At 40.6% G+C, this 15598-nt stretch carries 15 protein-coding genes; 3 read left to right on the top strand and 12 right to left on the bottom strand.

The window, feature by feature from the left end:
* Positions 1-116 precede the first annotated feature (116 nt).
* Entirely contained in the window at positions 117-1829 is a 1713-nt protein-coding gene (locus Q7P97_RS10870; RefSeq protein WP_303969215.1) for an ABC transporter ATP-binding protein, read from the top strand.
* 74 nt (positions 1830-1903) lie between these two features.
* On the opposite strand, the gene Q7P97_RS10865 is transcribed toward Q7P97_RS10870, so the two are convergent.
* The 4 genes from Q7P97_RS10865 to Q7P97_RS10850 form a co-directional block, all read right to left on the bottom strand.
* Positions 1904-3130, bottom strand: a complete 1227-nt coding sequence (locus Q7P97_RS10865; RefSeq protein ID WP_303969214.1) for an AI-2E family transporter — start codon at positions 3128-3130, stop codon at positions 1904-1906.
* Positions 3131-3335: 205 nt separating this feature from the next.
* A complete protein-coding gene (locus Q7P97_RS10860) occupies positions 3336-3794 on the bottom strand; it encodes an OsmC family protein (RefSeq protein WP_303969213.1) in 459 nt (152 codons plus the stop codon).
* 171 nt (positions 3795-3965) lie between these two features.
* Positions 3966-4814, bottom strand: a complete 849-nt coding sequence (locus Q7P97_RS10855) for an aldo/keto reductase (RefSeq protein ID WP_303969212.1) — start codon at positions 4812-4814, stop codon at positions 3966-3968.
* A gap of 166 nt (positions 4815-4980) precedes the next feature.
* Positions 4981-6036 carry a dipeptide epimerase gene (locus tag Q7P97_RS10850; protein WP_303969211.1) on the bottom strand — a complete coding sequence of 352 codons (1056 nt, stop codon included), beginning with the start codon at positions 6034-6036 and terminating at the stop codon, positions 4981-4983.
* A 262-nt stretch (positions 6037-6298) separates the two neighbouring features.
* On the opposite strand from Q7P97_RS10850, the gene Q7P97_RS10845 reads away from it, so the two are divergent.
* Positions 6299-7666, top strand: a complete 1368-nt coding sequence (locus Q7P97_RS10845; RefSeq protein WP_303969229.1) for a DHA2 family efflux MFS transporter permease subunit — start codon at positions 6299-6301, stop codon at positions 7664-7666.
* Between the two features lie 124 nt (positions 7667-7790).
* Here Q7P97_RS10845 and Q7P97_RS10840 read toward each other — a convergent pair whose 3' ends face one another.
* Positions 7791-9140, bottom strand: a complete 1350-nt coding sequence (locus tag Q7P97_RS10840; RefSeq protein ID WP_303969210.1) for an S-layer homology domain-containing protein — start codon at positions 9138-9140, stop codon at positions 7791-7793.
* A 405-nt stretch (positions 9141-9545) separates the two neighbouring features.
* Here Q7P97_RS10840 and Q7P97_RS10835 point away from each other — a divergent pair, with 405 nt between their 5' ends.
* Entirely contained in the window at positions 9546-10346 is an 801-nt protein-coding gene (locus Q7P97_RS10835) for an arylamine N-acetyltransferase family protein (protein ID WP_303969209.1), read from the top strand.
* Between the two features lie 124 nt (positions 10347-10470).
* Here the strand turns inward: Q7P97_RS10835 and msrA are convergent, their stop codons facing one another.
* From msrA to Q7P97_RS10800, 7 genes are all read right to left on the bottom strand, one after another.
* Positions 10471-11004 (bottom strand): peptide-methionine (S)-S-oxide reductase MsrA, encoded by a 534-nt coding sequence (gene msrA / locus Q7P97_RS10830; protein WP_303969208.1) that lies wholly within the window; start codon positions 11002-11004, stop codon positions 10471-10473.
* A 95-nt stretch (positions 11005-11099) separates the two neighbouring features.
* Entirely contained in the window at positions 11100-11462 is a 363-nt protein-coding gene (locus tag Q7P97_RS10825) for a hypothetical protein (protein ID WP_303969207.1), read from the bottom strand.
* 51 nt (positions 11463-11513) lie between these two features.
* Positions 11514-12218 (bottom strand): hypothetical protein, encoded by a 705-nt coding sequence (locus Q7P97_RS10820; protein WP_303969206.1) that lies wholly within the window; start codon positions 12216-12218, stop codon positions 11514-11516.
* Positions 12219-13091 (bottom strand): ATP-binding cassette domain-containing protein, encoded by an 873-nt coding sequence (locus Q7P97_RS10815; RefSeq protein ID WP_303969205.1) that lies wholly within the window; start codon positions 13089-13091, stop codon positions 12219-12221. It lies immediately after the preceding gene.
* 1 nt (position 13092) lies between these two features.
* Positions 13093-13464, bottom strand: a complete 372-nt coding sequence (locus Q7P97_RS10810) for a GntR family transcriptional regulator (RefSeq protein ID WP_303969204.1) — start codon at positions 13462-13464, stop codon at positions 13093-13095.
* A 180-nt stretch (positions 13465-13644) separates the two neighbouring features.
* Positions 13645-14274 carry a DUF3885 domain-containing protein gene (locus tag Q7P97_RS10805; protein ID WP_303969203.1) on the bottom strand — a complete coding sequence of 210 codons (630 nt, stop codon included), beginning with the start codon at positions 14272-14274 and terminating at the stop codon, positions 13645-13647.
* A gap of 204 nt (positions 14275-14478) precedes the next feature.
* Positions 14479-15450, bottom strand: a complete 972-nt coding sequence (locus tag Q7P97_RS10800) for a 2-hydroxyacid dehydrogenase (protein ID WP_303969202.1) — start codon at positions 15448-15450, stop codon at positions 14479-14481.
* Positions 15451-15598 lie beyond the last annotated feature (148 nt).

Raw genomic sequence — 15598 nt, 5'->3', positions numbered from 1 at the left:
TTTATTCTCAATTAGATGTGTTTTTCATCGTGTTTCACCTATTCCATTCTCAATTAGATGCTTTTTTCAGAACGTTCTCTTATACTAGGAATACATCAAACGAAAGGAATTACTACATGATTACACAATTCTTCGCTTATTATAAGCCACATCGTCGCTTGTTCTTGATCGATTTTTTCAGTGCGATTTTCGTAGCACTTCTTGAACTTGCTTTTCCTCTCGCCGTTCAGTGGTTTATCGACGGACTTCTACCGTCCGGTGATTGGAATAAAATTGTCACCATCAGCTTTTTATTATTACTTGTTTATCTAGTCAGTACGTTTCTTCATTATATCGTCAGCTATTTAGGGCATAAGCTCGGCATCAATATCGAAACCGATATGCGCCGCGAATTGTTCGAACATGTACAGAAGCAATCATTCCGTTTTTTTGACAATACGAAGACCGGCCATATTATGACGCGCATCACGACCGATTTGTTCGATATCGGCGAACTCGCCCATCACGGACCAGAAGATGCATTCATTGCGATCATGACTATTCTTGGCGCTTTCGGCTTAATGTATTCAATCAATCCCGAACTCGCGTTAATTGCGATCGTCATGGTTCCGCTACTCGCAGTCGTTGTGGCATTTTCAAATAAACGGATGAATGCAGCGTGGCATAAAATGTACCAAAATATCGCAGATGTCAATGGCCGAGTAGAAGATTCAGTTTCAGGATCACGCGTCGTGAAATCCTTTACGAATGAAGACTTCGAATTGCGCCGTTTCCAACAAGACAATGACTACTTCCGCTTGGCTAAACTAAAAGCGTATAAAGTCATGGCGTGGGCGACGTCTTCGATGTACATGCTTACGCGACTCGTAACGCTCGTCATCCTGATCGTCGGTGCGTGGTTCACGGTTAATGATAAGTTAACGTACGGTGAACTAGTCAGCTTTATTTTATTCAGCAATATTTTGATCAAACCAATCGATAAAATCAGCGCGTTGCTTGAGTTATACCCAAAAGGCATGGCAGGATTCAGTCGTTTTCGTGACTTGATCAATCAAGAGCCTGAAATTAAAGACGCGAAGGACGCTGTTGAAGTCGCCCATTTACACGGAGACATTACTCTTTCTAATGTAACATTCGGATACGATGAACATCGTCCGGTCTTACGCAATATCGATTTAACGATTCAGGCAGGACAAACTGTTGCGTTCGTCGGTCCGTCCGGTGCAGGAAAGACGACAATTTGTTCACTCATTCCCCGTTTCTATGAAGTCAATGAAGGCTCGATTTCCATTGATGGAATGGACATTCGCAATATGACGCAAAAATCATTACGGGATCAAATCGGCATCGTCCAACAAGATGTGTTTTTGTTTACTGGAACGATTCGTGATAATATTGCGTACGGTAAATTGCACGCGACAGACGAAGAAGTCTATGAAGCGGCAGAAAAAGCCCATCTTACCGACTTGATCAGCAGTATGCCGAACGGTTATGAAACGCAGATCGGTGAACGCGGATTGAAACTGTCAGGCGGTCAAAAACAACGTCTGGCAATCGCCCGCATGTTCTTAAAAAATCCACCCATTCTTATTTTGGATGAAGCGACTTCCGCACTTGATACGGAGACTGAACGTATCATTCAACAATCGCTCGAAGAATTGGCGGTTAATCGCACGACGCTTATCATTGCACATCGTTTGACGACGATCCGCAATGCCGATCAAGTCATCGTCATGACGGAAGACGGCATTGAAGAGCAAGGAACATATCAAAGTTTACTCGAGCAAAACGGGACATTCGCTCAATTACATCAAGCGAACCAAGTCTAACTGAACATGAAAATACCTGTGCGCAACATTTATGATGGTTTTATCCTCACAAACGTTTAACGCACAGGTATTTTTTATTTCTTTTTCTTCCTAAATGACCGAACTTTCTTCCGCTTCTTCGCAATCGGCGCACTCGGTTCAGGTGCCGGATTGTACGCTACGGTATATAATCCCGAATAGTCTTGGTACCAAGCGAAAATATGTTGGAATATTACTTTCAGTACCGCATAAGCAGGTATTCCAAGAATAACTCCAGGTACACCGAATAGTTTACCCGCGGTCAGTAGGACGATAATAATCGTCACGGGATGGATTTTTAAGTTACTGCCTAAAATTAACGGCTGAATCAAACGACCTTCTAGCAATTGTTCAATAGCGAAAACAATTAGTACTTTGACGAGCATGAACGGTGACGCAACAATCGCGACAATGACTATCGGGATCATCGCCATAAATGAACCTAAATACGGAACCAAATTCAATAATCCCGCCACAATGGCTAATAACACCGCATATTCGAGACCGATGATTGCGAATCCAATCCAAAATATTAATCCTACAAAGAAAGCTACAAGCAATTGGCCACGAATATATTGGCTAATTTGCGTATTGATTTCTTTCAGTAAATTATACATCGGTATCCGAGTCTTCGTCGGAAGTAACTTCATTACGTGATACGGTAAACTGCGTCCATCCTTCAATAAAAAGAATAATAAAATCGGCATCGTCACTAAGGCGATGACTAAATTTGTAACAGTCCCTACTACGCTACCGATTCCTGAGAATGTGGAATCCATCACTTGGTTCGCTTGCTCGGAAATGGACTTAATGACATTCGCATTGACACCGGCCAATTGTGTTTGCAATTGCGAAAATATCGTGCTATTTAATAAATGATCCACCTGTTCGATTAATCGATTCCAATAAGTCGGCCAGTTTTCAATCAAGCTAATGGTCTGTTCACGTATGATCGGAATCAGAATAATAATCCCCCATACGACCAAGCCGATAATCACTAGAAAGACGGTAACGATTCCACCAATACGCGGAACTTTTTTTCTTTCGAGCCAATCAATTAACGGATTCAGTAGATAAAATAAAATCCCCGCCATAATTACTGGCAATCCAATCACACTGAAAAACTCTTTTACGGGATGCAGAAGGTATGTAATCTTTGAAAAGAGTAATAAATTCGCTAGTAGCAATAAAGTAATCAATAAAATTGCAACGACTTTATTATCTAAAAACCATTTGCGGAACCATGTCGCCATGCCTTTAAACTTAGCTCTTTCCTGATCCATTGGCTGTACCTCATTTCTTTTTCAAGATGTGACATGCTGTATGTATAGTATACAACGTTAAGAGAAAAGCAGTTAGTAAAAACTATCTTTCATTATAGTTGTTTGCTTATTATCAAACAAGACTAACTTATGTTTGCTAATAAGCAAACGAATGCACAAATAAAAAAACGCCTGCACCAATACATCCGGCACAAACGTTGAATAATTATTTCTTAATCCATTTAGACTCAAGCGAAATTCCCGCATCCGCAAATAAATTATATACTGGACATCTTCTCTCTACTTCAGCTTTCAATTGATCGATCGCTTCTTCTGATTCATTCGTCGTGATTTCACAAACAAAGCGTACTTTTTGGAAATGTGTTTTCACGCCTTCTTCTCCCATCAAGCCACGCGCATCTACGATTCCTGTTGTATCAAAATCAATTGCAGTGAATGTGAAGTTTTGTTCTGTCGCAATTAAAGGGATCATGACTGCTTTACAACCATTCAGTGCAGCTGCGATAAATTCGAGTGGATTGGCGCCAGTATCTGTTCCGCCCAATTCTACCGGCTCATCCATCGGAAACGCTTCGAAATTACGAATGCTATGTGTGGAGCGAACGCCCTGATCCCACTTCGCTGTTGCGGCAATCTTAACTAGTGTACTGTTTTTCGTCGACATATACCCATCTCCCTTTAATCCTTAGTAATGTAATATGTATTGTATCATATAAGATTATAAAATGTAATAGAGTATTTAGAATTCTTTCGAGAAGAAAAAATACCTGTAGAAGAAACAGGTATTTCTGCTTCTCATACAGGTAGTAGTCATTTGTTTTGTATCGATAAATATTCAATCAAACTCTTCATATTCATTCGGGTGCTGACCTTCCACTCTTCCAGCTTCACCTTTATCCAATGCATCAATTTGTTTCATATCTTCTTTGCTTAGTTCGAAGTCGAATACATCCAGATTAGCTTTCTGATGAGCGTATGACGAAGATTTCACGACAGTCAATATGTCGTTTTGTAAGTTCCAGCGTATAATAATTTGTGCTGGTTCTTTGTTATATTTTTCAGCGATCGATACAATCGTCTTGTTTGTTAAGACGTCATTTATTTCGCGGCCTAAAGGACTCCAAGCTTCTGTAACGATTCCACGACTCTTATTGTATTCGACTAGTTCGTTATTGTTAAAGTACGGATGGCGCTCGATTTGGTTGGTCGCTGGTGTGACGCCTGTCTTTTCAATGATTTTCTCCAAATGTTCCGGTAAGAAATTCGATACACCAATTGTCTTGATCAGTCCGAATTTCTGTGCATCGACTAACGCTTGCCATGCTTCTTCGTATTGACCTTGTTTTGGAAGCGGCCAATGAATCAAATATTTATCAAAGTAATCGAGACCGAGACGATAGAGCGATTCTTGAATCATGAGTATCGCTCTATCGTAACTGTGTGAATGACCGGGAAGTTTTGAGCTGATGATCAATTCTTCGCGCGGCGTAGATGAACGTCGAACGGCTTCGCCTACCATGCCTTCATTGTTATAGTTGGTAGACGTGTCGATGAGTCTGTAGCCTGCTTCGATTGCGGATAATACAGACGTGATACCTCGTGCACCTTTGACTTGTACCGTCCCAAATCCAATGGACGGAAGGCTCGTTCCGTCATTTAGTCGCATCGTTTGTAGTTTTTCCATTTTACTCAAACACCTTTCATTTTTATTAATTGTACTTGTGTAGATACTCTATTTATCTTCCCTGCGTAAACGCAAATAAACATTTCTACATTTCAGACGCCTTCTATCGTGCACATCTAAAAAGCACCCGCGTGGAAGTACTCAATGCATGGGTGCTTCTGGGTGATTATACTTTGCTTATACCTGGATGTGTAGACAAGGTGATGTCTTCCCCCACATACTTCATGAATTCTGGCTTTTCTTTCAACCACAAAGGTGCATCAAGATCAAAGTATCGTACATTAGGATGAGCTACCGCAAAATGTGCTGCGGCCGCTACCGATTGATCAGACTCCATCATGCTGCCTATCATGCAATGAACACCAGCTGTTTCTGCAATACTGGCAATTTTCCACGCATTGGAGATCCCTCCACACTTCATCAGCTTGATATTCAATAAATCAATATATTTTCCACTGACTAATTTCAGCGCGTCACGCGGCGAGAATAAACTTTCGTCTGCCATAATTGGAATATGGACGTGGTCCGTAACAAATTTTAATCCTTCCAAATCATGTGCAGCGACTGGCTGTTCAATGAATTCTATATTCAAGTTCTCACGTTCCATTAGATTGATTAATTGAACGGCTTGTTTAGGGTTCCATCCTTGATTGGCATCTAGACGCAACGTAACATTTGGCGGTATAACTGCACGTATTGCAGAAACTCGAGCAATATCCAATTCCGGTGTGGAGCCGACCTTTACTTTCAAGCTCTTAAACCCAGAATCCACATTTATCATCGCGTCTTTTGACATGATCTCAGGTGTATCTACCCCAATTGTCATACACGTTTTCAATTGTTTTTGATTTCCTAAATAACGGTAGAGTGGAATTCCCAACAACTTACTGTACGCATCATACATCGCGATATCTGCTGCCGCTTTGGCACTTGTATTTCCTACGCAACTAGTTTGGATATCCATCAATAAAGATTGAAAATTATCCATGTGTTGATTTAACAATACTTTTTTTATTGGACCCGACAAAGCAGCTTGAATACTTTCCGTTGAATCTCCTGTAATTACCCAAGTAGGTGCGGCGGATCCCATACCTACTATCCCATTTTCCAAATGAATAGTAACTTCAATACTGTCGATTTCAGTCGCTGTCCGTAGAGCGGTTTTAAATGGTCTTTCAAGAAGAATGTTTCGACATGTGACTTCTACATCTATTATTCTCATGCAATCTCTCCTTAGATACTTAATTACTTACTAACTTATTTAAACCAGTATGTTTACATCATGCCTAGGATCTTGCCGAAACTAATAGACCTAAACCAAGCGCGTACAGTACTATACTATTTCCCAGGTTATAGTTACATGTTATACTGCTCTAGCGGCATAATGAATATTGCACGCATGTAAGCTTTTTTAATTTATTGTTCTAGAAAGGAAGTAACTCGTGTCATCATTACAAATTGTTCAAGTACGTCATCCTAAAGCTATGGCTTTCACTCTGATGTTCGGAGCCTTTATTGGGTTGTTTGGTGAAACAGCATTAAATATGGCTCTGACAAATATTATGGACGATTTCTCGGTCAACTCAGCTACCGCTCAGTGGTTGACAACAGGATACTTATTAACGCTCGGTATTTTAGTACCTGTGTCTTCTCTCTTAATTCGGTGGTTCACAACAAAACAATTGCTCGTGGCATCTTTGGCCTTTTCCATAGCCGGTTCATTTCTAGCGGGGTTCGCTCCGAGTTTTGCCGTGTTATTTATAGGTCGTGTCGTGCAAGCGATTGGAACAGGAATATTATTACCATTAATGATGAACGTCATTTTATTGATATTCCCAATCCATAAACGCGGTGCCGTTATGGGCGTCATGGGGCTTGTGATCACGACAGCTCCTGCAATTGGGCCTGCGTTGTCCGGATTGATTGTCGATACACTCGGTTGGTCATATATATTCTGGGTCAGTTTGGTGTTTTATGTAGGATTGATCGTATTCGGTCTCAAACAAATTGACAACGTCTCACAAATCACGAAGCCAGCGATTGATATCGTTTCGATTGTATTATCAACAGTTGGATTTGGCGGAGTCATTTATAGTTTAAGTACTATGGCAGAAAAGTCTTTAACATCTGCATACGTATATCTTCCATTAGTAGTCGGTTTAGTCTCCCTATCATTATTTGCGGTAAGGCAGTTCAAGATGAAGCACCCGATGATCAATTTACGTGTGTTTAAATATCCGATGTTCACGTTAGGGGTCGTGCTGTTGTTCATCGGCATGTTTTTAATTCTCTCTTCGGCCATTTTACTTCCTCTGTATATGCGAACATCTTTGCTCGTCAGCGCAGCAGTCGCAGGATTTGCTTTGCTGCCAGGTAGCGCGATGAACGCATTATTGTCTCCCATCATAGGAATGCTGTCGGACAAGTTTGGTGTCAAAAAGATCTTACCGATCGGCTTTTTATTTACAGCGGTCGCAAGTGTATTATTTATCGTCATTATTTCGGCTGAAACGCCAATTTGGCAAGTGATCATCGCATTCCTAATCTATTTTGTAGGTATTTCTATGATTATTATGCCTGCTCAAACGAATGGGTTAAATGAATTACCGCGCGAACTTTACGCGGACGGCTCAGCTGTCATGAATACCTTACAACAAATCGCAGGCGCTACAGGAACAGCGTTGGCGATTACATTTATGATACATGGGCAAAATGTATTTTTAGACACTTCACCTAGTGCTTCGGCTGCTGAAATGATTGCGGCGGGTACGAAATATGCGTTCTACTTTATCGCTGGATTTGCTATTACTGGATTCATTGCGTCATTGTTTGTGAAACGAGTTCGGGTGTAAGTAGACAAGTTATGTATATAGTACGTGAAAAAGACCGCTAATTCGTCTAACGATTAGCGGTCTTTTCTATTATATAGTCTTATAAAAGTATCTTCATCTTAATGGCCGTTACATAAATGCTCCCTCACTTCTTAAACACATATTTCTTCCCATCTTGGCCTATTACGATCAACTGTGTGTCAGATACAGACATATGTTTCCCTTGAATACTTGATAATTTACTCGTCTCCTTATCCAGCAGGCTGTACTTATAAATACCTGTTTTATTGAAATAATACATCGTCGAATGATCGTACAGCACGGATGCATTGTTTTGATTTTCATTTGGAATAAATGATTTTTCTTTCGGATCTTCGTAAAATAGGATTCTTGCATCAAAATCGCGTTCTTTTTTTCTGTCCGATCCATTCATTGCGACAGAGTTGAGTGTCAACTTACTATCTTTTGGGATGTTAGGCGTTCGGTAATAGTCTCTATTCGTTGCTTCATTTGTATAATAGATGCGGTCATTCCAAATAAATACGTTTCGCATCGTCTCACCGAAAAGGGAAGGCATAATCATAGAATCTTTCGGCCCCGTAAAGCGTTCTGTTTTCGTCCGAATGACACCATACTCCATCGGTAATTCTGAAGCTTGGCCAATTGCACTTAAATAGGGAATGAATACTTCATCATTATAGACAATGACATCAAACCAATTTTCCATATAACTAATCCAATTCCCGTCGCTACCTTCGAAATCTAGCTCACTCAAGATCTCTTCACTTTTATTCGTTTTCAAATCTTTTTTCATCAATCCATTACCTATACTGTACGAAAAACCATTCTGCTCAACTGTTTTTCCTTTCTGGCTGACATATGAATGGTAACGACTGAGTTTCATCGAATCGTCAAGCGCTCGTGTCAGAAAAGCAGAAAACTGTGCGCGCGTCACCGATTGGGCCGGCATATACTTGCCTTCCGATCCGCCTGAAATGCGTTGTTTGGCAATGCCGTTAATGTCGGCATACGCCCAGTGCGCTGGAACTACATCAACAAAAGTTGGTTGGCTGTCAAACGGTATATCGAATGAACGACGTAAAATGGCTGCCATTTGCGCACGTGATGTATTTTCACCTGGGCGCATTAACCCATGGTCTCCACGGAGAATTCCTTTTTCATTTACCGTTGCGAGAATTTTATAATAAGGGGACTTCTTTGAAACGTCTTTAAACATTACTTTTGGATTTTCCACGAGTGGAATCTTTAGAGCTTTGATCAGCATGGCGGATGCTTGCGCTCGTGTGATCGGTTCATTCGGTTTGAATGTACCGTCTGGATATCCTCCAATAATGTTGCGGTCATATAAATACTTGATCTCTTTTTGCGCCCAATGGCCATTCATATCCGTAAACTCGGCCGCATGTGCTGGATACGGCATGGCTGGAGCTATGAGTAGTAATGCGATAAACGCCGCTGTTAGTTTTTTCTTCATCTGTTTCTCTCCTAAATTCGTAGTATGTATTTTCATCACTTATGCACCGTACAGACGGAAAAACTCAAAAAAAGTTTCAAATAAAAATACCAAATCCCCACATAATTGTGTAGGGACTTGGTATGTAAATAGTTCTTACTTAATAAATGACGCGCTTACCAAGTGATAGCTTGTCTGAAAGAGTACCACTGATATGGAGTGTACCTTTCCCCTCTTTCAATGGAATGAGCTGAATATTAGTTTTTGTATAACCTGGTTTTCCATATACTTCATTTACATATCGTTTGAATACCTGCACACCCATCTTTCATAGATTGCTTAAACAATCATTACGTCATACTTTTATCATCTCAAGAACATTTGCTATGATGAGGTTATTCCTACTGAAGAAAGGATCGATAAAATATGCTGCAATGGATTTCAAAACGTTTAACACTTACCGGCACACCACTTGAGCAGATCAGCCAAGTTCAGAAACTTTTCGCCGAGCAGTTCGAATTTGAAAACTTGGATGTTTTGCTTGCGAATGAAGAACCTATTACGGAGCACTATCTTGAAGATAAAATGATGAAACAAGGACGTGGCGGCTTGTGCTATGAACTTAATGGCCTGCTGTATATTGCACTTAAAGATTTAGGCTTTCCTGTACAACTCGCTGCTGGCACTGTTTGGGCACCCTCGCCGCGAAACAGCTTCGTCATGGATAGTACTCACGTCGTGAACTTGCTCGAATACGAAAATACACTGTATCTGATCGACAATGGTTTCGGCAATAACCTTGTCAACCAGCCTGTCGCATTAGATGGAGAACCTGTTACTTCTCCTGCTGGCACATTTCGGTTGCGAAGCGAGACGACTGAAAAAGGCACGATGGTATTTGAACAACTAAAAGACAACAATTGGGAACTTCGCTATAGCCTATCTCCTGACGAAGTCGACTGGGCACATTTGAACGATGTGAAACAGCAAATCCATCACAGCCCAGATTCTTCTTTTAACAAAGCATTACTTATCGCCAAATTGACAGATGACGGCACGTACTCGATTAACGAAGACCGTTACTATCGTAAATATAATGGTGATGAAGAAACTCTGCCGTTCCAAGATCACGGTGAACTACTCGATCAAGTTAAACGGCATGCTGCGCCAGCTGTTTATGAAGCGACTGTGAATTATATTAAAGAACAAAAACCCTCCTACGACTGATTTAGGTCGTGGAAGGGTTTCTTGTATTTGACGCGATGCTGAATTGTGGTTGTATATAACTACTTTACACATCTCTGTTTTTATCTTAAGTATGAAAGAACGTCCTCACTTCTCGCGATTCCTACTACTTTCCCCAGTGCTCAGCAATAAATTCATTGCGACCTGAACGTGCACGATCTTCTTCATAATGTTCTTCTTCTTTTATGTAATAGTCTTGATGATATTCTTCTGCCGGATAGAACGTTTCAGCTGGGCGGATGGGTGTGACGATTGGTTTTGTGAAAATACCGCTTGCGGCTAGTTTGTCTTTCGATTTTTCAGCAGCTTCCCGTTGTGCCTCTGTGTAATAGAAAATGGCAGTTGTGTAGGATGGGCCACGGTCTTGAAATTGACCTTCTGCATCAGTTGGATCGATTTGTTGCCAGTATACTTCAAGCAACTTGTCATAAGGAAACAGTACAGGGTCAAACGTGATTTCAACAACTTCCACATGACCGGATGTACCTTTTTTCACATCTTCATATGTTGGATTATCGAGATGCCCGCCCATATAGCCGGACACGATGTCTTGCACTCCTGGCCATTCTTTAAACGGTTTCACCATACACCAGAAACAGCCTCCCGCAAACGCTGCTTTTTCTACTTTTTTATCAACCATTTCTACCGTCTCCTTTTATATGATACCGAATACGTATTTTTGATTATAGTAGAAAAAGCACCTGTATTACAAGCAATTAAGATGCATACAGGTACTTAGTTCAGACGATCCTCCAATGATTCGATTGCCAGTTCAAGTGCAGTTAAACGACGCATATTTAATGTCTTTTGAGGACTACCATCCCCTACTTTCGCAAGTTGTTTTTCAATAGAGGGAATCATACTTTGTAGAATATCTTTAGATTGTAAGATCGCTTCTTCCTCACAGAAAATTTTTTCATCCCACCAAACATCTCGTAAGCTATCCAATCCTACTTTTATAGCATCACGTCTTTTTAGTACAAGGGTAGTATTGGAACCTTTTTCCGTCATACTTTCATACGCATTTGAAAGCTTCATATAAGTGGATTCTAAAGACGCGATGGATAATTCTTGGACTTGTTGGCTAACTATTTTCATTTATGAACCTCGTCTTTCATTTCAACTATTCTACAATCGAATCATTTTATATCATGCTATTTTAATCGGCGTATCTTTCACTACTTTATAAACGGCTATGACAGTGATCGCCGCTATAGCGAATGACGCTACAATCGCAACTACAATATTCGGCACCGGAAAATCATAGGTAAGCAATCCCATCAATGGTTTAGGAGTATTGAACGACCATAATAAATCATTTAACGATACGATTACGAGACCTGCTATAATCGTAACAAATCCGCCAATCCCCCCATAGCGATAAAATCCTAATCCGATGAGCCATCCGACTAAAGAGTACATCATGACGACTAGGAAATAAGCGATACTAGTCATGATCCAACTGTTTACTCCAAGTGATGATAGTACCACTTCTTTGAACGCATCTATTTTTAATACATGAACGATCCACGTTAGAATGGTTGTCAGACCGATGATCGTACTAGCTAAACCTATTGCAGATACCAACGCGCCTTGGAAATAGGACTTTCTAGTAACACCGTGATTCACATAAAGTGGTAAGAATACGGAGCTTGAAAGAATTCCACACACGAGCATAAATATTGTAGATGTTTGAAATGTAAAGGTCAGTAACGACATGGATCGAATATCTGGTTCATTGATAAACCAAACAATCGCAAAGTACATTACATACACGATCGATAAATACCACGCTACCCATTTCATTTGGACTAAGTAGAGATCAGCAGCTACTTTCTTTCCCATTTCGTTCATTTACAGACCCTCCTTCGTTAAATGAATAAATAAATCGTGAAGCGAAATAGTTCCTATATCTAGCTCTTTTCGTTTTATTTCATCTTCTTTTTCTTTCGTTAATTCCCCATACAGCATCACCGATTTTGTGCCACCTAGCTGTTCTTCATTTAATACGTGAAGCCCTGTGACAGCTTCTAGTACATCATGAGTTGGACCTGTAACCGAATACCCTCTTTCGAGAAGCGTATCCACTTCCTCTTGAAGTATTAACCTGCCTTGATGAATAACTAAAACTTCGTCAAATAAGTACTCCATTTCCGAAATTAAGTGTGTAGATAAGATGAAAGTCCGAGGATATCGTGCTTGTTCCTCTAAGATTTCATTGTAAAAAATTTCACGAGTGGGGGCATCCATCCCTTGATAGGCTTCGTCAAAAATCGTGATAGGTGTTCTATTTGCTAGCCCGAAAGTTACCTGAAAAGCAGACTGCTTACCTGCTGACAACGTCTTTAGTGGTTTGTTTAGAGGGAGTTGAAATACTTTAGCTAATTGTTCAGCGTATGTTCGATCAAATGTTGGACGGTAGCGCTCGGCTAGATCAAAGTATTTACGAATGGTATCATGATTATCTTTATAGTCTGTTTGATAAACAAATGTAATTTGAGACATCGCTTTCTCGTTTTCGAAAATCGCTTCTCCATCCATTTTAACTTCACCGCTTGTCGCTTTTCGGTAGCCGGCTAACAAAGATAGCAGACTAGTTTTTCCTGCTCCATTACGTCCGATTAAACCATAAATCTTCTCATTTTCTAGCACCAAGTCGATATCATGTAATGCTTGAAAATCTTTATAAGAAACATGTACATTCTTCGCCTCTACTTTTTTTGTCATCCTACACACTCCCTTTCAACTTTTCCAATAATTTCAGAAGATCATTGTCGGTTAACATCAGTTTCTTCGCTTCTTTTAACATTGGCAGTACAAATTCCTCTGCGAATTCGTCTCTTCGTTTGACGATCAACTTCTCTTTTGCTCCTTCCATCACAAACATGCCCACACCTCTTTTTTTATAAATAATCTCTTCTTCAACCAGAAGGTTAATTCCCTTTGAAACCGTAATGTGATTAATTTTATAAAACTGAACGAGCTGGTTTGTGGATGGAATTTGATCATGTGCTTGCAGTTGATTATTCAAAATCTGGTCTTCAATCATTTCTTTAATTTGAAGATATATGAGCTTTTTATCATCCAAAGTTTTACTCACCGCTTCATTCACCTCTTCTCATGTTATGTTATGCTATGTCGTTGCATGGTGTTATAGTTATGTATATAACCATATAACAGTTTATTCTTTAAGTCAACTAAAAAAACGATCACATTGTACGTGATCGTTTTTTTGTATTGTGTCGCTTTTATTAGTCAATTGAATGAATCTCAATTTTAATTAACTAAACGTCTCATTAATTTCTACTCGATCATAATCTAAGATCCATTCATTGAACTCGTTATATATCCAACGAACCGTTTCTGTATCCACTCCAAGCAGATCACAGCCCCTGTCGTCGTAGACATAGTAGATGGTACCTTTTGTCTCGTTCAAAAAATAGATTGGATAGTGAATGCTCGGACTTTTCCCCATGTCCTGATTGCAAATCGCCTTCAGAAGGGCTGCATACTGGAAATCCGAACGACGGCATCTCAAGCTGAATCGATGTATACGATAGCTCTCGTCTTCATTCTCTTCTAAAAACGTCTCGTGTTGTAATCGGTACAATATTGACTGGTGTTTTACATACTTAGCAAAGACATTTAACTTCCGCTTCAGGGTAGATCTATCTCCAAAATCGTGGACGTCTACTACAAGATAAAGATCATCTTCAGGTGCATGCAACGCTTCGAATAAATCGATAGCTCGTTGGCAGACCCCTGGTAGATATAAAGGGTTTTCGTGAATGCTGAGAGAACTTTCGTTCACGCCAAGTTCGAATCGTATGCTTGGTTTCCAAGAGTAAAATAGTGGAGATTCTAGATTTAAATTTGGGAAGTTATTTTCCAGGAAATTTGTTGGTGTCATGTGGTGCCTTCTTTCTGAGGGACAGATTATAAAACTTTTTGAATTTTCATGAATGAACTCATTCGTTCCAATGTAATAAAAAGTTCCTATTCAAGAAAATGTTCATGATTGTTTTATGCACAAGTACCCTTTTTTCTATTCCTTATTCTGATTACAAATCCATCGTCACGCGTAGCTCCGGACTTGGTCTTGCTTACTGCTGCATCATTGTCCGAGAACATCGGGATTCAACAAGTTCGCTGGTTTCTTGCCTTCTAGTCCTGCTATAAGATTATCAGCAGCAAGATGCGCCATCGCGACTTCTGTTTCATGGGTTGAGGAGCCAATATGCGGTAAAGTGACGACGTTCTTCATCTGCAACAGTGGATTCTCCGGGTCGACAGGTTCCTGTGCAAACACATCGAGGCCCGCTGCGGCAATTTCATTTTGTTGTAGTGCATCGATTAAATCTTTTTCGATGATGGTGCCGCCACGCGAGATATTGAGGAAGATAGCGGACGGCTTCATAAGACGGAACTGCTCGCTGCCAATCATGCCCCGCGTTTCTTCAGTCAACGGGATTACAAGACAGACGTAATCAGATTCTTTCATCAAACTGTCAAGGTCCCGGTAAGATGCATCAAACCGTTCCTCCGCTTCCGGCTTCCTTGTTCTCGTATGATACAGGATGTCCATATCGAAGCCGAACCGCGCGCGTTTGGCGATTGCACTGCCAATACGCCCCATACCGATGATACCGAGAGTTTTGTGATGGACGTCCACACCGTACCATTCATTCGGCAGAAGACCTTTCCACAAGCCCCGTTTAACATAGCCATCAAGCTCAGGCATCCTCCGCGCCGTCGCAAGCATCAGCCCCATCGCCATGTCAGCCACAGTATCGTCGAGCACCCCAGGCGTATGAGTCCCCATAACACCACGTTTTGTCAGATCAGCCAGTTCGAGATTGTTGTAACCGACGGATACGTTGCTGATGATTTTCAGATTCGGCGCCTTATCAAGAATCGCTGCATTCCCAGGGAAACCAATTCCGATTACGCCTTCCGCCTCACGCAAGAATTCAGGGTAATCAGAGTCGTTTTCTGGATCTTCAAACAGTCGAACGTCATAGTCCTTCGCTAGTCGATCATAAACCGGTTGCTCTAGCCGTCGATAAGCGAGTATTTTCTTTTTCATGTATATTCCTCCCTATAGATTGATCCTTACTGTCAGTATACATGAATGGGTTCTGACAAATCATCTGCTTTCTCACCTTCTGGAGGAATTTTCATAGATAAATATTAGCTGTGCTTTAGACAAATGTAAGTATTTTAAAAGGTACCTG

The organism is Sporosarcina ureae, from assembly GCF_029267015.1.
Lineage (GTDB): Bacteria > Bacillota > Bacilli > Bacillales_A > Planococcaceae > Sporosarcina > Sporosarcina ureae_D.
The sequence above is the reverse complement of the archived record's forward strand: the minus strand, read 5'-3'. Positions and strand labels throughout refer to the sequence as shown.